The sequence below is a fragment of the Sphingomonas ginsenosidimutans genome (genome assembly GCF_002374835.1).
GTDB lineage: Bacteria > Pseudomonadota > Alphaproteobacteria > Sphingomonadales > Sphingomonadaceae > Sphingomonas > Sphingomonas ginsenosidimutans.
Genome location: NZ_NWVD01000002.1, coordinates 549,542 through 568,163, shown reverse-complemented (window position 1 = coordinate 568,163; position 18,622 = coordinate 549,542). Strand labels below are relative to the sequence as shown.

General features: G+C 65.8%; 13 protein-coding genes. 7 read left to right on the top strand and 6 right to left on the bottom strand.

From position 1 onward, the window contains the following. The first annotated feature begins 1,041 nt into the window (after positions 1 to 1,041). From COA17_RS18765 to COA17_RS08320, 6 genes are read left to right on the top strand one after another with little or no spacing between them, the layout of a single operon-like run. Positions 1,042 to 1,611 carry a hypothetical protein gene (locus COA17_RS18765; protein ID WP_141397058.1) on the top strand — a complete coding sequence of 190 codons (570 nt, stop codon included), beginning with the start codon at positions 1,042 to 1,044 and terminating at the stop codon, positions 1,609 to 1,611. A gap of 6 nt (positions 1,612 to 1,617) precedes the next feature. Then, on the top strand, positions 1,618 to 1,923 hold the full coding sequence (locus COA17_RS20110) for a DUF5818 domain-containing protein (protein ID WP_342746849.1): 306 nt from the start codon (positions 1,618 to 1,620) through the stop codon (positions 1,921 to 1,923). Between the two features lie 45 nt (positions 1,924 to 1,968). After that, positions 1,969 to 3,084, top strand: a complete 1,116-nt coding sequence (locus COA17_RS08335) for a metallophosphoesterase family protein (RefSeq protein WP_096611587.1) — start codon at positions 1,969 to 1,971, stop codon at positions 3,082 to 3,084. After that, entirely contained in the window at positions 3,081 to 5,702 is a 2,622-nt protein-coding gene (locus tag COA17_RS08330; RefSeq protein WP_096611585.1) for an AAA family ATPase, read from the top strand. The genes COA17_RS08335 and COA17_RS08330 overlap by 4 nt, the downstream gene beginning before the upstream one ends. A 58-nt stretch (positions 5,703 to 5,760) precedes the next feature. Continuing rightward, positions 5,761 to 6,813, top strand: a complete 1,053-nt coding sequence (locus COA17_RS08325) for an SIR2 family protein (RefSeq protein WP_096611583.1) — start codon at positions 5,761 to 5,763, stop codon at positions 6,811 to 6,813. Then, positions 6,810 to 8,549 (top strand): ATP-binding protein, encoded by a 1,740-nt coding sequence (locus COA17_RS08320; RefSeq protein ID WP_096611581.1) that lies wholly within the window; start codon positions 6,810 to 6,812, stop codon positions 8,547 to 8,549. The genes COA17_RS08325 and COA17_RS08320 overlap by 4 nt, the downstream gene beginning before the upstream one ends. 30 nt (positions 8,550 to 8,579) lie before the next feature. Here the strand turns inward: COA17_RS08320 and COA17_RS08315 are convergent, their stop codons facing one another. The 5 genes from COA17_RS08315 to COA17_RS08295 form a co-directional block, all read right to left on the bottom strand. Beyond that, positions 8,580 to 11,576: a type I restriction endonuclease subunit R gene (locus COA17_RS08315; protein WP_096611579.1), complete on the bottom strand. Its 2,997-nt coding sequence runs from the start codon at positions 11,574 to 11,576 to the stop codon at positions 8,580 to 8,582. 17 nt (positions 11,577 to 11,593) lie between these two features. Then, the gene (locus COA17_RS08310; RefSeq protein WP_096611577.1) at positions 11,594 to 13,540 is read right to left on the bottom strand and encodes a restriction endonuclease subunit S; all 1,947 of its coding nucleotides are present in this window, start codon (positions 13,538 to 13,540) and stop codon (positions 11,594 to 11,596) included. Then, positions 13,537 to 15,555, bottom strand: coding sequence for a type I restriction-modification system subunit M (locus COA17_RS08305; protein ID WP_096611575.1), 2,019 nt, complete (start codon positions 15,553 to 15,555; stop codon positions 13,537 to 13,539). Before COA17_RS08305 ends, COA17_RS08310 begins: the two co-directional genes overlap by 4 nt. A gap of 371 nt (positions 15,556 to 15,926) precedes the next feature. Beyond that, the gene (locus COA17_RS08300; RefSeq protein WP_096611573.1) at positions 15,927 to 16,325 is read right to left on the bottom strand and encodes a type II toxin-antitoxin system VapC family toxin; all 399 of its coding nucleotides are present in this window, start codon (positions 16,323 to 16,325) and stop codon (positions 15,927 to 15,929) included. Beyond that, positions 16,318 to 16,566, bottom strand: a complete 249-nt coding sequence (locus tag COA17_RS08295) for an AbrB/MazE/SpoVT family DNA-binding domain-containing protein (RefSeq protein ID WP_037447248.1) — start codon at positions 16,564 to 16,566, stop codon at positions 16,318 to 16,320. Before COA17_RS08295 ends, COA17_RS08300 begins: the two co-directional genes overlap by 8 nt. Before the next feature lie 282 nt (positions 16,567 to 16,848). Here COA17_RS08295 and COA17_RS08290 point away from each other — a divergent pair, with 282 nt between their 5' ends. Beyond that, on the top strand, positions 16,849 to 17,493 hold the full coding sequence (locus tag COA17_RS08290) for a recombinase family protein (RefSeq protein ID WP_096611571.1): 645 nt from the start codon (positions 16,849 to 16,851) through the stop codon (positions 17,491 to 17,493). A gap of 225 nt (positions 17,494 to 17,718) precedes the next feature. On the opposite strand, the gene COA17_RS08285 is transcribed toward COA17_RS08290, so the two are convergent. Continuing rightward, positions 17,719 to 18,591 carry a LysR family transcriptional regulator gene (locus tag COA17_RS08285; RefSeq protein ID WP_096611569.1) on the bottom strand — a complete coding sequence of 291 codons (873 nt, stop codon included), beginning with the start codon at positions 18,589 to 18,591 and terminating at the stop codon, positions 17,719 to 17,721. Between the last annotated feature and the right edge of the window lie 31 nt (positions 18,592 to 18,622).

The following is an 18,622-nucleotide window of genomic DNA, read 5'->3' as shown; positions in this document are numbered from 1 at the left end:
TCGACACCTCGCGCCGGGCGATGACATCACGGACCCGCACGCCCGGCCGGAACGCCTCGGCCAGGATCTCCAGCTTCTCCGCGTCCGACCAGCTCCGTCGGCCCGATACCCGGCCGACCACCTCCACACGACCAGTCGTACGAGCGCTCGTACGACCAGTCTCAGAACCGAAAACTTCCCGCACCGCCCGCGCCCTCGTCAAAGACGATAAGCATCCCGGCTACGGCCAAACGGGCAAGGCGGCCCTCACGCCACGCTTACGGTAAGCCCCTGCAAGAGGGGTAAATCTCTACCGCTGGGGAGATTGGTCCTCGCGCTCCGCAGCAAGCGCCTTCACGAAACGAATCAGCCGCGCCAGATCCTTGTCATTGATCGGGTCAGCGACGGTCAGCGCTCGCGATCGCTCGCCCAGCTCGATCCTAAGTAGGTATGTTCTCGCGTCGGCACCGCACTTGTCACCTTGATCGGGACGGGAAAAAAAAGTGCGGCATCGGTGTCACTTTGCAACGAAATTGAGACTCTTGTCAGATCGTTGAGACTAGTCTCAGCTTGGCTGCAAGTGTGATCAGGCTCTTGGCGACAGGTAAGCCCCTGCAAGAGGGGTAAATCTCTACCGCTGGGGAGATTGGTCCTCGCGCTCCGCAGCAAGCGCCTTCACGAAACGAATCAGCCGCGCCAGATCCTTGTCATTGATCGGGTCAGCGACGGTCAGCGCTCGCGATCGCTCGCCCAGCTCGATCCTAAGTAGGTATGTTCTCGCGTCGGCACCGCACTTGTCACCTTGATCGGGACGGGAAAAAAAAGTGCGGCATCGGCGAACTCAGCGAGTTGATCGACGTCCCGCGGATCTGTGCAGGTCACGCTCACCGTTTTCGGCACAAGGCCAGGAAAGTGTGTGAGGCCACCCCTGACCTCAAGCGTCATCCTCGCCAGCACTGGTGCGTTCCAATCCACCGATTACCCCGGCTTCGCAGGCCATGTTGCCGACCTACCTGCAGCAGGTCGAGTCAGACATACAAATACTGAAAGCACGAATGGTGCATGCCGCAAACCCGTATCGCGGTTTTGCTTCTGCTGAGGCTCGTTCGCCTGAAGACACGATGCTACGATCTAATGATGCGAAGCGTCTCCTTCCCTACCACGCCGGCACAGGTGCGTGCATGCCTATCAGCGGCTGAGAATGGTGCAGTCGCCGTCGAGCGGGACGGCGTTGCCCTGCTAGTGATCATGCCGGTTGAGGAGTACACGCGACTCGCCGATCTCGACCAACGGTCGGTTGGAGCTATGGAAAGCGACCAGACCGGCAGCGCCTCGGACACCAGCCTTATAGCGGCGCCTGAACCAGCCGGGGCGGCGCAGAGCGCAGAGGAACCAAGCTATGCCCCTCTGAAACCTGACCTCGACGAGCACGCTCGCCGAATGTCGGTTGCTGATGATGTGGAGCGCCTTGTCGCCGCACTCTCGGCGGAGCGGATCACCGCGTCGCCCGACGACGTCTATGCCGCGTGGAAACGACATTCGGACGACTTCGCCGCAAGTTGGCTGACGTTGTACGATGACGACGAAGCGAACCGGCAGGCGCTGCTGCGTCACCTTGACCTGAAAAGCTGAACAGCGGTGCCGCGCGGGACTGCTCACGATCTGGTCGGACTACTGCTGCGGAACGGACGGTCGTTGGTCCTCCGGACCGACGATGGCGGCGAGTGGCGTCTAGATGCGCCAAGCGGGGCGGGTAAACTTGCTGGCCGTCGCGTCCGGGTCACGGGCACGCGCGACGGCTTCGACCTGCTCGCGGTGCGATCCTTCGAAGCAGTCGACGGACACCTCGGTGGACACGAATCCGCTGCGCGAGTGCCGATCGTTAGAGCCAGAGTGATCCGCCGCTGCACGTCGGCCTTGTTCCCCAATCGTTCGCTGCGTTAGAGTGCTGAGCATGACGGAAAATGCCACGACTGCGGCGCAGCGCCTATGCGACTGATCCACACGGCCGACTGGCAGCTGGGCAAGCCGTTCGGCCGCTTTCCACAGGAGGTCAGGACCGCGCTGGGCGAAGCGCGCTTCGATGCGATCGACAAGATTGGCGCGCTCGCGCGGGAGCGTGGCGCCGTTCACGTCGTGGTCGCCGGTGACGTGTTCGACAGCACCGGTCCAACCGATCGCGAGGTCGTGCAGGCGGTGACCCGCATGGGTCGGGCACCCTGCACCTGGTGGCTGCTGCCCGGCAACCATGATCATGCCCGATCCGACGGACTGTGGCCGCGCGTGCGCCGTGCGGCGCCGGCCAACGTACGCGTGGTCGACACGCCCGAGCCGGTCGAGATGGAGGAAGACGCGTGGCTGCTGCCCGCTCCGCTGGAGCACCGGCGTACCCGCGATGACCCGACGAGTGCGTTCGACGGCATGGCGACGCCGGACGGTGCACTTCGCATCGGGCTCGCGCACGGCTCGGTCGTCGACTTCGGCGCGCGTGGCGAAGCGAACAACATGATCCCGCCCGACCGTGCCCAGCGCTCCGGGCTCGACTATCTGGCACTCGGCGACTGGCACGGGTTCATGCCAATCGGTGATCGCACCGCCTACAGCGGCACGCCGGAGGTGGACCGGTTCGGGCGCGACGAGCCAGGCGGGGTCATCGTTATCGACGTGCGTCGCGGAGCCGCGCCCGTGATCGAGAGGGCTGAGACAGGCCGCTACCGCTGGCTTGAGCGGACTTGGGCGCTGGCCGGTCTCGATGATTTCGAGCGCGAGCTGCGGGACCTGCGGGCGTCGGTGGATCAGGCCTCCACCCTGGTGAGGCTCGTGCTTTCGGGTACGCTGTCCCTCGCCGACCGCGTTGCGGTCGGGCGGACCTGTTCCGACGATCTGAGCCACGCGCTGCGCTGGCTCGACGTCGACGATGCGAGCCTGATCGCCCAACCGACCGAAGACGATATCGCCGCGATCGACATCCAGGGCGCGCTGGCCACGGCCACATTGTTATTGAAAGCACGAGTCGACGCGGGCGGTGCGGACCGCCCCGTTGCGGCCGCTGCGCTGGAGCGGCTTTACGTCGAGGCGATCCGGGCGACGGAGGGCGCACGGTGAGAATCGTCTCGCTCGAACTGGACAATTTCCGCCGCTTCCGACGGCCGCTCCGGCTCGACGGCTTCGAGCCAGGCCTGAACGTCGTCGTCGAGCCGAACGAGACGGGCAAGTCGACGCTGCTGGAGGCGCTGCGTGCAGCGCTGTTCATCCGCCACTCCGCCAGGACGGAGCTGACCCGGTCCTACTGCCCGATCGGGGACGATGTGGCGCCGAGGGTCGCGGTCGACTTCGAGGTGGCGGGCGAGCGCTGGCAGGTGGAGAAGCAGTTCCTTCGCTCGCAAAAGGTGCAGCTCACCGGCCCGCACGGGCGCTTCGAGAGCGACGCGGCGGAAGATCAGCTGCAGGCGCTGCTCGGCTTCGAGCGCGGCAACAACCGCGGCACCGACCCCGATACGCGCGGCGCGCTCGGGCTGCTCTGGGTTGAGCAGGCAAGCGCGCTCCGAGTGGACGCGCCGAACCGGCTGGTGCGCGACAACGTACGCACTGCGCTGGAGAGCGAGGTGGGCGCGATCACGGGCGGGCGGCGTTTTGAGGTCGTTCGTGCCCGGGTAGAGGAGGCCTATGCCGAACTCAGGACGGGCAGCCGTGGCAGATCGACGGGCCGGCTCGCTGCAGCCGAGACGCGGCTGACGACAGCGCGCGAGCACCGTGCCAGCGTCGAGGCGCTTGCCCAGGCGCATGAGACGACGCTGACCGAGCTGGAGGACGCGCGCGCCGCCCGACGTCGCATCGAGCGCGAGCTCGGAGACGAGGAGCAGGTCGCACTCAGAGATCGGCTCGCGGCCGACCTGAAGCTTGCCGAGTCCTCAGCCGAGCGTCTGGTGACGGCCCAGGCGCGGTACGATACGGCGAACGGCACCGTGGAGCGGCTGACCGAGAAGATCGCCGCGATCGACGCGGCACAGTCGGCGGTTGAGAAGGCAGAGGCGGCCAATACCGCCGCGAATGCCGCGGTTGAACAGCACGGCGATGAGCGGGACGAGGCGATCCGGAGCGAGGAGGACGCGCGGACCGCGCTGTCCCGTGCTCGCGAGGCCCGCAACACGGCCGAGGCGGCACTCCGCACGGCTCGCGCCACAGTTGCGCGCCGGGAGCGGTCCGAGGCGCTCGCGCGTGCGCGCGAGCGGCTGACCAGCCTCGACGCGCTCGAAGCCGAACTGGCCAGGCAGCAGCGTGTCGCGGACCAAGTGATCGCGTCCGAGCAGCTGGAGGAGCTGGCCAAGCTCGACAAGACAGTGGTTGAGGCACGCGCGATCGTATCGGCAGGGGCGGTGCGGGTGGAGGTGACGAGCCTGGACGGCACCCCTGTCACTATGGACGGCGAGCCGATGAGCGATGCCGCGCGCGAGGTCACTGCGGCAACGATGATCGAAGTGGGCCGGCACGCGACGATACGCGTCTTGCCGCCCGGCACCGGTTCGGCCGCGGCCGAGATGAAGGCTGCCGAGGGTGCGCTGGCGTCTGCAGAGGCTCGTCTAGGCGTCGCGAGCTATGCCGACGCGGTAGCCCGCGCAAACGACGCCAGGTCGGCTGGCGAGGCGGTGAAGGGTCTGAAGCGGCAGGTGGACAATCTCTGCGTCGCCGACCCCACGATTGGTCTCGCGGCAGGTGGGGCGGCGCTCCGCGCGCTGCTGGCGAAGGAAGCTGATGAGACAGCCGAAGAGGACACGCCTGTCGACGTGCCCGGCCTCGAGGCTGCGCAGATCCTGCGCTCGGAGGAGGAGCGCTCCGCCCTTGGGCGGCACAATGTGGCGGTCGAGCAGCTCCGTACCGCCGAGGAGACGTCGCGCAGGCTCGGGCTCGAGGCGGCCGGGGCGGCTCGTGACCTGGCGAATGCGCGGACTCAACTGGCCGCGCTCACCGGCGCAAGGAGCCGCGCCGATCTGGAGGCCAATCTGGTCGCGGCCGAGGCGGAAGTGGCGGAGCGCCTGCGCGACCGGGTCGCGGCCGAGCAGGCGGTTGGCGCGTTCGACCTGGATCGGCTGAGGCTCAGGCTCGCGAACATCGACAAGGCGGCGGCCGGTGCCGGCGACCGGCGTCTGGCGCTGATCGAGAAGATTGCCGGCCTGGAGGCCACGATCGCGAGCGAGGGCGCGAAGGGGCTGGCAGGCCAGGTCGACGCCGCTCGGGAAGAGGAAGTCGCGGCCGAGCAGGCGGTTGTGCGTCTCACCGCCGAGGCGGATGCGTTGGCACTTCTGCGGACCACTCTGAATGAGGCGCAGGAGGCGGTGGCGCGGACGTTCCTGGGACCGGTCACTAAGCGTACCGTCCAGTATGTCCGCCGCGTGCTGCCGGACTGCGACGTCACGTTCAGCGAGGAGCTGGGGCTGACCTCGATCGCGCGCAGCGGCGTCAGCGAGGGCTGCGGCGACCTCAGCCGCGGCACGCAGGAGCAGCTGGCGGTACTCACCCGGCTGGCGTTCGCCGACCTGCTGCTCGAGAAGGGCGAGCCGGTTTCGCTGATCCTTGACGACCCGCTGGTCTACTCGGACGATGCCCGTCTGGAAGTCATGACTGACATCCTGACCCGGGCGGCCGAGCGCATGCAGGTCATTCTGCTCACGTGCCGCGAGCGGGCTTTTCGGCACATGGGCGGGCATAGGATCACCATCGGCTAAGGGTCCATTGAGCGATAGTACCGCCGCCGATAGCGGTCCGTAATAGGGGCATGTCGTCATGAGTACCGGGTCGGATTTCGACCAGATGCTGGAGTTCGCGCAGGAGGCACTGGCGCTTGCGCCAGTCATCATTTTAGGAAGCGGCGCGTCCGCGGCGCATGGCGTTCCAGGTATGTGGCTGCTGGCCGACAAATTGGGTCGTCTGCCCGGTGTTGATACACCGAGTGCTGATGAGGCGATGCAATGGAGTGCTTTCCATTCTGAACTCCGGCGCGGCACGGACCTGGAAAGCGCTCTCGGTGCCGTACGCCTTACTGGCCGTCAGACCGGCTATGTGGCCGATGCGACAAGAAGCTTTCTCCTGCCCTATGACGAGCAGGTTTTTGGGGCGATGCTGAGCGATCGGCGATACCTGCCGTTGTCGCGCTTCTATCGACATCTGTTCAGCAGCACGCATCGTACTGTCGATGTCATCACTCCGAACTACGATAGGCTGGCGGAATATGCTGCCGACGCGGCGGGCGTCATCCACTTCAGCGGCTTCACTTCCGGGTATCTTCAGACCCGCACTCAGGCGCAAGCGCCCCGACCCACAGGCGATAGCGGTCGCGTTGTAAACGTCTGGAAGGTGCACGGCTCACTGGACTGGTTCGAGGACGCCGACCACCAGATTATCGGCGTCAGAGGCTGTCGCGAGACGCCCGCCGGGTATGTGCCGCTGATGATTACTCCCGGCATCGACAAATACAGGCTCGCTCATTTGGAGCCATTTCGGACCATCTTTACCTGTTCCGATGCAGCTTTGGAACGCGCCCGCGCCTACTTCTGCGTCGGCTATGGTTTCAATGATCAGCACCTTCAGACGAAGCTGGTCGAGCGCTGCGATGTTGACTCTGTGCCAATCATCGTAATCACCAAGTGTCTCTCCGAAACGACGAAGGCGTTCCTCCGTGGCGGCCGGTGTCGCAAGTACCTCGCACTTGAAGAGGGAGACGGGGGCGTCGGGACACGCGCTTACACTCATCTACAGCCTGCCGGCGTTAGCTTCCCCGATCAGACGATCTGGCCACTGGCGAACTTCCTCGATTCAACACTCGGAGCAGATGCGTGACGATCCTGAACTACGATGACGGCGAAACTTTCGGTCGCGTCCAGTCTGTCGACACCGCGACCGTCGTCGTTCGTGTCGATGATGTCGAGACGCTCCGGACGCTACAGGTCAACCGTTTGGTAGCGCTCCAGAGTAGTCGCGCAGGCCAGCACTTAGTTGGCATAATCCAGAAGATCACCCGCACTGCCGTTGAACAGAAAGCTAACGCGCTGGATTTGGAGGAGCCGGAGCAGGCCACGCCAGAACTCAACCTGTGTCGCATTGCGCTGATTGGGACGCTAGTCGGGCGGTTGGGTCAGCAATCCAACGTGTTCCGCCGCACGCTGGAATCCGTGCCCGAGATCGACGCCAACTGCTTTGCCCTCGAAGGCGAGCGGCTGACCAGGTTCATGCAGGTGATCTCTGCGGTGTCGGGAGATGGGCAGCGCCTGTCGCTCGGTTCCTACACTCTGGATCCGAACGCCGAAGCCTTCCTGAACGGGAACAAACTGTTCCAGCGGCACGCGCTGGTCGTCGGCAGCACGGGATCGGGGAAGTCTTGGACCACGGCACGCCTGCTCGAGCAGGTTGCAGAACTCGCGAGCGCCAACGCCATCGTCTTCGACATCCATGGCGAGTATGGATCCATGGCCGGCGATGGATTTCAGCACTTTCGCATTGCTGGCCCCGCGGATATTGAGGCATGTCGTGGTCTGGCTGATGGCGTTTTGCACCTCCCATACTGGCTGCTGACCTACGATGCGCTCGTGTCCATGTTCGTCGACCGGTCGGACGCGAACGCACCCAACCAAGCCATGCTCATGTCGCGATCCATCACGGAGGCGAAGCGGCAATACCTGCAGCAGGGCAAGCACGATGAGGTGCTCGCCAACTTCACCATCGACAGTCCGGTGCCGTTTGAGATCGCTGACGTGCTTCGACGGCTCGAAGCACTAAATACCGAGATGGTCGCCGGCTCACGAGGCGACAAGCAGGGCGACTTTCACGGAAAGCTGAGCCGCCTGATCCAACGTCTGGAAAGCAAGACCACAGACCGTAGGCTTGGGTTTCTTTTCCCGAGCGATCAAGCAACTCTAAACTACGGATGGCTTGATAACCTGGTTGCGACACTGCTGGGCGGCCGATCCGCCAAGGGCGGTACGGGCGGTGTCAAGGTCATCGATTTTTCAGAGGTGCCGTCGGACATTCTACCGCTGATCGTTGGCCTTGTGGCGAGACTGGCCTTTTCGGTGCAGCAATGGCTGCCGAGCGGCGATAGGCACCCGATCGCACTCTTCTGCGACGAAGCTCACCTCTACATCCCGCAGGAGGTTACGTCAGGCGCCGCGGAAAACGCGATCGCGATCTTTGAGCGCATCGCGAAGGAGGGGCGCAAGTACGGCACTGGCTTGGTGGTGATCAGCCAGCGCCCGTCGGAGGTCAACCGCACCGTGGTCAGCCAGTGCAGTAATCTAATTGCCATGAGGCTCACAAACGGTGACGATCAGTCCGTCGTCAGACGCCTGCTCCCTGACAGCCTTGGCGGCTTCAGCGATTTACTTCCTGTGCTTGATACCGGTGAGGCACTTGTGGTCGGCGATGCCATCCTATTGCCGACTAGAATTCGAATCTCGAAGCCTCGCAATGAGCCGTTGAGTGGCACGATCGATTTCTGGGACAAGTGGTCCGACGGGTCGAGCGCAAGCGACCTTACGAAGGCGGTTGAGAGCTGGCGGCGACAGAGCGTGCAGAAGTGAAGGATGATTTGCCGGCCGATCCTTTGTCACCTAAGCGGCCCGACCGTGCTCGCGTATGGCGCGCTGCGCCCGACGGAAGAAGTGCCGGGTCACCTTCTCACGCATCGCGGGCTCGGTCAGTATCACGCTCTTAAGCTCGTTGTCGCGCTGGAACGCGCGGACCGCGCCGCGAAAAAACATTTCGCGAAATGCCCCATAGACCACGTCGTCGGGGTTGTTGCGCATCATCTCGACGAGATTTCCGTCGAGGATCTCGCGGTTGACCGCCTCGAAGCGGATGAAGTCGGCCTCGCTGAAGTCGCCGCCGTGGCGCTCGTTGAACGAAAGGATGATCTCGGAGAGCGAGCGGCTCTCCTCCTCTGTCATAGGGTTGGCGCCGAACTCGGTGATCGGCGACAGGGGCGAGCCGGTGCCGGCCGGCAGCGAGGCCGAGCCCTCCTCCTTCATTTCGACGCGGAACGCCTGGAGACGGACCATCTCGTCGGTGATCTCGACGTCGCCGGGTATCTCGCGGTCGGGCAGCAGCCGGTCCAGCCACGACGCGAAGGCGTAAAGCTTCTCTAGCTCGGTGTCGCCAAGGCGCACGACCTGCGACACGAAGGCGTAGAAGCGCATGTAGCTTCGCACGAGCTGCTTAAATTCGACCTGGCGCTCCTCCTCCTCAGCCTCGAAGCGGGCGACCGCCTGGCGCACCAGTCCTTCGAGCCGGGCGCGGTCGTGCCCGTCGAGCGGCCCCTTGTAGAAGGTCGCGGCGAACCGCTCGATCTCGCCCGCGTCCAGGATGCCGAAGGCGCGCAGCCGGCTTTCCAGCGCGTAGATCTGGTTCGGGTCCGAGTTGGCTTCGATGACCGTCGCCTCGAAGAACGGCGCGAAGGCGGTCTGGACGTCCTCCGTGGTGTTCTGGAAGTCGAGGACATAGGTCCGCTCCTTGCCGGGATGCGTGCGGTTCAGGCGGGACAGCGTCTGCACCGCCTGCAGGCCGGCCAGCTTGCGGTCGACGTACATTGCGCAGAGCTTCGGCTGGTCGAAGCCGGTCTGATACTTCTCCGCGACGATGAGCACCTGGTACTCCTCGTCAAAGCGACGCGGCAGCTCGGCCTCGCCGAAGCCGTTGACCTGAGCCTCGGTCCACGTCTGGTCGTCGATCCGCAGCTCGCCCGAGAACGCGACCAGCGGCCGCAGGTCATGGTAGTCGTGCGCCTCGATGTATTCGCGAATCTCGCGGTAGTAGCGCAGCGCGTGCTCGCGGCTCTGGGTCACGACCATGGCCTTGCCCTGTCCGTCGAGCTCGCCGGCGACGTGGCGGCGGAAGTGCTCGACGATTACCTCCACCTTCTGCCCGAGCGCGGCCGGGTGCAGCGAGGCGAAGCGGGCGACGCGGCGCTGGGCGCGGCGCCCGTTCAGCTCGGGATCGTCCTCGATGGCCTTCTCCAGCTGGTAGTAGGCCTTGTAGGTCATGTAGTTCTGGAGGACGTCGAGGATAAATCCCTCCTCGATCGCCTGGCGCATAGAGTAGAGGTGGAACGGATGCGGCAGTCCGTTGTCGCCCGGTCTGCCGAACCGCTCCAGCGTGACGTTGCGCGGCGTCGCGGTGAACGCAAAGTAGCTGATGTTCGGCTGGGGCCCGCGCGCCGCCTGGTGCTGCGCGATGATGTCCTCAACCTCGGTCGGCGCCGTCGCGCCGTCGCGAGAGAGCGCGTCTGAGAGGGCCTGCGCGCTCCGGCCCGACTGACTGCCGTGCGCCTCGTCCACGATGACGGCGAAGCGCCTGCCGGCCTGGCCCGACAGCGTGGCCAGGTGCTCGGTCGAGAACTTCTGGATTGTGGTGACGACGATGCGAGCGCCGCTGGCGATGGCCTCCTTCAGCTGGCGCGAGGTGCCGTCGATCTGCTTCACCACGCCGGCGGTCTGCGCGAACTGTCCGACGGTGCGCTGGAGCTGGCGGTCCAACACGACGCGGTCGGTGACGATGACGGCCGTGTCGAAGACCGGCTGGTCGGCGCCGTCGTGCAGCGTGATCGCCTGATGCGCGGTCCAGGCGATTGTGTTTGACTTGCCCGAGCCAGCCGAGTGCTGGACCAGGTAGTTGCGCCCGGCACCGTGGTCGCGCGCGTCGGCCATCATCGCGCGCACGGCGTCTAGCTGGTGGAAGCGCGGGAAGATCAGGGTCTCGCGCGTCTCGACCGCCCCGTCGCGCGCCACTACCTCCTGGGTGTCGAGGTGGACGAAGTTGCCGATCACGTCGAGCAGCACGTCTCGCGACAGGACGGCTGCGCCGTCGGGACCATCGCTCCACATGTAGGAGGTGCGGAACTCGCCCGGCACATCCTCGTTGCCGGCGCCCCCGGCGCGACCCCGGTTGAACGGCAGGAATCGCGTCCTCCCGTTCATCAGCCGCGTCGTCATGGACACGTTCGATCCGTCTATGGCGAAGTGGACGATGGCGCCGCGCTTGAACGTCAGCAGCGGCTCGCCCGCCGCCGGACGGTCCTTCATATACTGCTGCTCGGCGTGCTTGAAGGTGGAGCCGGTCAGCTCGTTCTTGAGCTCGAACGTGGCGACCGGGATGCCGTTGACGAAGGCGACAACGTCGATGGCGTTCTCGCTCCGCGAGCTGTAGCGCACCTGCCGCATGACGGTGAGGGCGTTGCTCTCGTAGAGCGCCTGCAGCTTGGCGTTAAGCCCCGACGCGGGTTTGAAGTGGCAGAGCGCAAAGCGAATGCCGGGGATGAGCTTGATTCCGCGACGCAGCACCCCGAGCGTGCCGGCGCTCTTCAGGTTGGCCTCGAGCTGCTTGAGGAACTCGGCCTCGGCGGTGCCGGCGTACTGCTCCTCCAGGCGGGCCCATTGCTCGGCCTGGGTCCGCCTCACCCAGCCGACCACTGTCTCCACGTCGAGCGCGCGCCTGCGGTCGAACGCCTCTGGTGGCCGCTCCGCGTAGCCCTGCCGGGCGACCAGCGTGTCGACCATGTGGCTTTCCAGGACGTGCTCCTGGTGCGCCTTCGACGCGGCGTGCCCCTCGCCCATGAGTTTCTCCTCTCCGCTCACACCCTTCGCTCGGCGAAGAGGTCGGCCTCCATCGTCGGGATCGTCCGCGGGCCAGTTCCTCGCGGCGTCAGCCCGACGCGCTTCATCCACGCCAGCCAGTGTTGCAGGTCGGCCGCCGTGAACTTAGCGCGCTTCTCGGCGTGCCAGTCGTCGAGCACGCCCTCGATCACCGCGTCGTCGCTGACCTGCCGCCCGTCGATCAGGTCGTCGTTCCAGACGGCGTAGAGCGTGGCGATCATTTCCGCGGCACGGGTATCGAGATCGCGCACCAAGTCGACGAGCCCTCGCAGGGCGGCGAGGCGATCCGCACCGATGCTGTCCGTGTCGTGGCGCCCAGCAAGCGCGAGCGGTCGATAGGACACCGCTGCGCCGTCCCCGCCCGAGCCGTCGTAGAGCGCGCTCTCCCGCAGCCCGGCCTCCACGCGGTCGAGCATGGTGCCGTCGAACGGACCCGCCGCCTCGCGCCGGTAGGACCCCGCGACCTCGTGAATGCCGACGTGGACCTCGGAGAGGTAGAGCAGCTTCTGCAGCTTGACCCGGCCGAACCGCAGCACCGTGCGGTGCCGGTAGATGATCTCAGCGGCGACCATAGTGCGCACGCTGGCGCGGGGCGCGGTCGCCGGCACCGCGCTGGTTACGGCGGTCTCGTGCGCAACCGTGACGGCGTCGCCTCGGTCCCCCGTGACCGCGGCGGTGATCACCGCCTCCCGGCGCTCCGCCAGCAGGGTGATCGAACGCTGGATCTCCGCCGCCGCGCCCCTGAAAGCGCCGGTGATCCGGTCGAGCCTGTCGGCGATCTCCGCCTGCTCGTCGATCGGCGGCAGCGGCATCCTGAAGGAGCGGATGTCGGGCATGTAGATGGTTTGGTGGGTCGAGCCGATCATCAGGCTGCGGAACACCGGCTTCATCGACCGCAGGACGTAGTAGAGGTAGCGCGGCAGCACGCGCGGGCCGCAGATCCAGCCAACGAAGTCCTGCGTCACCGCCATCGGCACGCCGAGGATCGCCGGGAAGCCGACCGACGCGGTTCGGGAGAGGATGACAGTGCCGGCGGGCAGCAGGCGCGCGGCCGAGTTCGCCATGCCAAGTTCGCTGATGCGCTCGGCCGTCTCGGTCACCTCGATATTGCCCGCCTGTCTGATCTGCCAGACATCGGCAAGCGAGAACCAGGGGATTACGCACGCCTCCGGCAACCAATATTCGTCCACCTTGCGGCTGGGCGTGTGCCCGGTCTCCTGCCGGGCGACGTGCACCATCTTGGGCGCGGTCCAGTGGGCGGGCATCTCGCCGATCCACTCCACGCCGGAATGCGCCTTCTCGCCCGGTCGATCGCGGCCGGAGACCACGTCGGCGAAGGTGCTCTCCTCCCTCTCGAGCAGCAGCTGCGCCTGCGCGCGCTTGGCGTCTATCAGGCGCTCGGTCAGAGCGAGCCGCCGGTCGAGTTGACGCGCCAGCTCCTGCTGCCGCTCCAGCGGGGGACAAGGGATCTCGACAGACCCGATGCCACCGATCGTCAGGCCGAAGCGGGTCACGCCCTGCGCACGGACGCAGAACGCCTGCCGCACGGGGGCCGAGCGCAAAGCCCAGAACAGGAACCGCGGATCGACGATGGCACGGTCGGGACGGAGAATCGCCAGGTGATAAGCGCACACCACGCCTTCCGCGGAGGCGTCCACGATCGCCGGAACGGCTATGTCGGACGGAGTTTCGCTGTCCTTGGTGATCACGATGTCGCCCGCGCGCAGGCCGAACCTCTCGATCTCCTTAGAAGTGGCGGACCCGGCGGCGAAGTCGATCGTCTCGTCGATCCTGTCGCGGTAGTAGACGTCGACGTAGTTGCAGAGGCGGACCGGCGTCTGATCGTCGTCGATTACCTTGTCCACGTTGCTCGACCGGACCTGCGCCAGGTGCTTCAGGCGAACCCGATTGTGGGCGGCGGTCATTCCGCCAATGCCCTGAGCAGGTCGGCTATCTCCAGCTCCTTGGTCGCGAGTTCCTTGTCGATGAGCGCGACTTCGCGCGGCGGCGCGTAGCGGTCGAAGAACCGTTTGAAGTTGATCTCGTAACCGACCCGTCCGACCTCCTTGTCGGCCGGATCGCGATGGTCGGTGTCGACCCAGGCGTCGGGAACGTGGGGGGCCACCTCCCGCTCGAAGAACGACCGCCAGTCCTCCAGCAGCGGAACCAGCTCGTGGTCGCGAAGGTCCGGGTCGGGCTGCGGCCGGCCTTTTGCGTCGCGCGCGATCTCGGCCGCGTCGTCGCGTTCCGCGATCGACGACAGAATCAGCTTGCGGATCGGCACCGCGATGCGCAGCCCGGCTCTCCCGAGCGCCGAGCTCAGCGCGCGGTCGGCCTCGTCCCGGGAGAGGAAGCGGTCGGTGGAGAGGTGCTCGCGAAGGCAGGAGGCGAGCTCCGCCCGCGCGCCGTCCTCCAGCTTCTGCATGGCCTTCGACGCCATCAGGACCGCGATGCGCACCGGCGTCGCCTGGAAGGCGAGCCGGAGGGGGCGTTCCACGCGCACCTCGCGGTAGCCAAGCTGCTCGACGGGCACGATCTTGGCGTGGTCGGAGTGCTCGCTGCCGCCGTTCAGCATGTCCGCGTAGATCGTGACAATGTCGCGGCGGGCCTCCTCGGGGATCTCGCGCCGCTTGGATCCCAGGCTCTTGCGCATCGGCGACCAGAACCGCTGCGACGACGCGTCGATCAGCTGGACCTTGCCCCGACGGCGCTCCTCCTTGCGGTTGGTGAGCAGCCACACGTAGGTCTGGATGCCGGTGTTGTAGAAGATGTCGGTCGGCAGCGCGACGATCGCCTCTACCATGTCGGCGTCGGCGAGCAGCCAGCGGCGGATCTCGCTCTCGCCCGATCCGGCGCCGCCCGTGAACAGCGGCGAGCCGTTCGTGACGATGCCGATCTGCGAGCCCTCCTCGTCGTCCCGCATCTTGGAGACCATGTGCTGGAGGAAGAGCAGCTGGCCGTCGGAGATGCGCGGCAGGCCCGCGGCGAAGCGATTGCCGTCGCCCCCGCTCTCGGCCTCCACGCGGATGACGTCGGCGTACTTCTTCCAGTCGACCCCGTATGGCGGGTTCGACACCATGTAGTGGAAGCGCCGGCCCCTGTGGGCGTCGGCCGAAAGCGTGTTGCCGAACGCGATCTGCTCGGGGTCGTGACCCGTTACTAGCATATCCGACCGGCAGATGGCGTAGGACTCGGGGTTGAGCTCCTGGCCGTAGAGCTCGACGCGGACGCCTGGGCTCTGCTTTTTGATCTCCTCCTCGGTGATCGACAGCATCCCGCCCGTGCCGCACGCCGGATCGTAGACGGTGCGTATGATGCCGGGCCTGAACGCCTGACGGTCGTTGGCGATCAGCATCTCGACGATTAGGCGGACCACCTCGCGCGGAGTGAAGTGCTCGCCCGCGGTTTCGTTGGACATCTCCGAGAAGCGGCGGATCAGGTCCTCGAAGAGGTAGCCCATCTCCAGATTGGAGACCTCGTCGCTGTGCAGGTCGATCTGGGCAAAGCGCTCGAACACGTGCCAGAGGATGCCCGCGTCGTTCAGGCGCTTGAGCGTGTCGGTGAAGAGGAACTTGTCCAGGAAAATGTCGCGCACGCCGCCGGAGAAGCCGGTGATGTAATCGAGCAGGTTGGCGTGGAGTTGGGCGGGGTTCTGGCCCCTGATGCGCCCGAGCGTCAGGCTGGAGGTATTGTAGACCTTGGGCCCGTCCGCCACCTCGAACAGAATCATGTCCTTGGTGGCCTCGTCGATGCCGTCGGGCAGCCCGCCGGCGGTCGCGAGCACCGCGTCCTTGGTGGACTCCAGGATGCAGTCGAGGCGGCGGAGCACTAGGAACGGCAGGATGATCTTGCCATATTCAAACTGCTTGAAGTCGCCGCGCAGCAAATCGGCGACGCTCCACGCGAAGTTCGCTAGCGACCTGACCTTCGTGCTTAGCATCCTGTAACGCCCTCTTTTTGACGGCGTTATAGGTCCGTTCGTGCGGGCGCGCCAAGTAGCATGGCTGGCGGGTTGCGGGCAAGCGTGCTGGTCCGACAGGCTGGTGGGCATGTCGGTTGTACGATCGTCGGGTGCAGGCGGTATGCGCTACGTGTGGGCGCGGCAGCGCGGCGGTCAACTTCGGCACAGCGAGCTTTGACGCTCTACCGAACAAGCGGGCGAACCGACCTTCGTCGCGACATTGTCGCCTTGGCGCGATGGAGGTCACCGTAGCTGCGGCGGCACGGTTTGCTGGAATTCGGCCATTTCACCAAGGTAAACGGGTATTGGTAGTTGAGAATGTGAAGGCCACGCGGACGTCTGCAAGTGGGTCACTCTGATGATCGACGTACGTCGGTGATGCCGACGCCTGCGTCAGCGCTCGCGAGGTCCGCGTCAGTCGTAAACAGCTCAGCATCTAGGTCCAAGGCGAGCGCCAGACAGGCCCGGTCACCAACCGATAGGCCTAGCGGCTTCGTCGCCGGCCGCAGGTCGCCGATGATCATCGCCTGAGAAGGCGACAACGGACGAACGTCTAGGTGCAGGCCGCCCAGGGCCTCGCGCACCTCCTCCAGTGATAGGCCGCGCTCGCGCAGTTTGGACACAACCTCGGCGAGGTTGGTCGTGCCCATCACGGAACGCGTCAATACTTCTACTACCCTGCCGGCGCCCGGCTCGTCATTGAGCAGGCAGAGCAGCGCTGACGCGTCGAGGACGACCTTGCTACTCACGCTCGGCCTCGCGGCGCCGGTCGGCGATCAGTTCGTCAGCCAAGCCTGACCCTTCAGGTATGTGCTTGCGCAGGATGGCGCGGGCACGCTCGATGGCCCGCGTCACCGACCGTACCCGAAGCTCCCCGTTGTCGACGTCAACTAGAACGGTATCGCCCGTGCCAATTCCGAGTTGTCGCCGCATTGATGCCGGGATGACCAGCTTGCCACCATCTACGATTTTGACTCGCTGTGCTTCCATCTGCACCAACCTCGCTCGTCTGACCCGTTTAAACGTCTACGTATCAGATAACCCGCGTAGCTGCCACAGCCAGACGATCACCCTTGACCGTAGAATATAGCGGCGATCACATCTGCACCGGACCCGTTCATCTCGGCCGTGAGTGGCTACGCAGAGCCGGCCTGCTTGGCTAGGCGCGGTAGACCCGCTCCTTGCTAATACTAGCCAGTGTGGGCAGAGGTGGCGCTTACGGGTGTACCCATGCACGCCGGGCAGGAGCGATGACAGGTGGCAGGTAACGAGGTGCGGGCGGCGCGGGTTTACCTGCGGGTGAGCACGGACGAGCAGGACCTGACGCGGCAGGAGAGCATCGTGGCGGGTGCCCGGGCGGCCGGCTTCTATATCGCGGCCGTGTACCGGGAGAAGGCGTCCGGCGCGCGGCCGGACCGGCCGGAGTTGCTGCGCATGGTTGCCGACCTGCAGCCGGGCGAGGTGATCGTGGCCGAGAAAATCGATCGGATTAGCCGCCTACCGTTGCCGGAGGCCGAGCTGCTGGTTGAGACCATTCGGGGCAGGGGGGCGCGGCTGGCGGTGCCGGGGATCGTCGACCTGTCCGACCTAGTGGCGGACAGCGCGGGCGTGGCGCGCATCGTGCTTGAGGCGGTGCAGGACATGCTGCTGCGGGTCGCGCTGCAGACCGCGCGCGACGACTACGAGACTCGGCGCGAGCGGCAGCGCGAGGGGATCGAGATCGCCAAGCGAGCGGGGCGGTACACCGGCCGCAAGCCCGACCTCGCCCACCACCGCCGCATAGTAGCGCTTCGCGAGGCTGGCATGAGCATCGCCAAGACGGCAGAACTTGCTCGTTGCAGCATCGCTCACGTTAAGCGCGTAACAGCGGCGCATCGCTCGCGGACCGGCCAAGTCGGGTCGGAGGCTTCGAAGTAGAGGCGGAGCCCGCATAAAGTGGTGCTTCTCTGACCATGGCGTTGGAGTGTCGACTGGCAGCCGGCGATCGCCGACCTTTTGGGGACCGGTTAGAGCAATGCCGATTGCTCGGTAGAAGGATCCAATCGCCAAATATCAGCATGAGGAGCGAGCACGGTTGACGATGTGGCACCAGTGTCTTTCCAACGTCACAAGGAAGTCGTTGACCGCAGATAGTCCTGAACTTCACTCCCAACCACGCGCACGGATCGCGCGGATCAGCGCGTCGGCCGCAACCGGGCGCTTACGCCCTGCAACTGTCGCGAGCACGACGCGCCGGGCGAGCTCCAGGTTGGAGATCTCGACGAAGCTAAGTCCCTCGGGCAGCTTCTCGTCGCGGGTGAGGATGGCGCAGCCCAGGCCGGCGACTACCATGCGCGCGACATCCGCGCCGCTACCGGCGGAGTGACGGAAGTCCGGTTCGATCTCGACGCGCGAGCAGTGCTCGCGGAACTCGGCGATGATGTCGGCGTCGCCCTCAATCCAGGTCACGTCGGCGAGGTCTGACAGGGCCGCGCCCTCCATGGTCGCGAGCGGATGGTCTGCCGGGGCGACGACGGCGTAGATCTGGCGGAACAGCTCCACCACGTCCAGGCGCTCATGCGGGTTTCGCGGCTCGGCCAGGATCAGGATGTCGAGGTCGCCCCGCAGCAGGTCCTGCATCAGGTGCTCGCCGTCGCCGGTCGAGATCTTGAGCTGGAAGCCGGGCAGGCTCTCACCGACCTCTGCAATCGACTGGTCGAAATGCGTGCCGCGGAGCGTCGTGGCGATGCCGAGGCTGAGCGGGGCGACCGTCGCCTTGCCGACGCCCTTGGCCAGCGTCTTCGCCGCCTGGGCGGCGTCGTAGGCGCGCTCGAGGTGCGGAAGCATGAGGCGGCCGAGGTCGGTCAGGTGCGTGAGGGCGCGCTCGCGCCGGAACAGCAGGCCGCCGAACTCCTCCTCCAGCTTCTGAATGGCGCGGGTCAGCGACGGCTGGGTGACGTTCGACTCCTCGGCCGCGCGCGTGAAGTTCAGCGTGCGCGCGACGGCCAGGAAGTAGCGGACCTGATGCATCTCCATGACGAATTCCCTCGTGCCTTGCACAAACGAT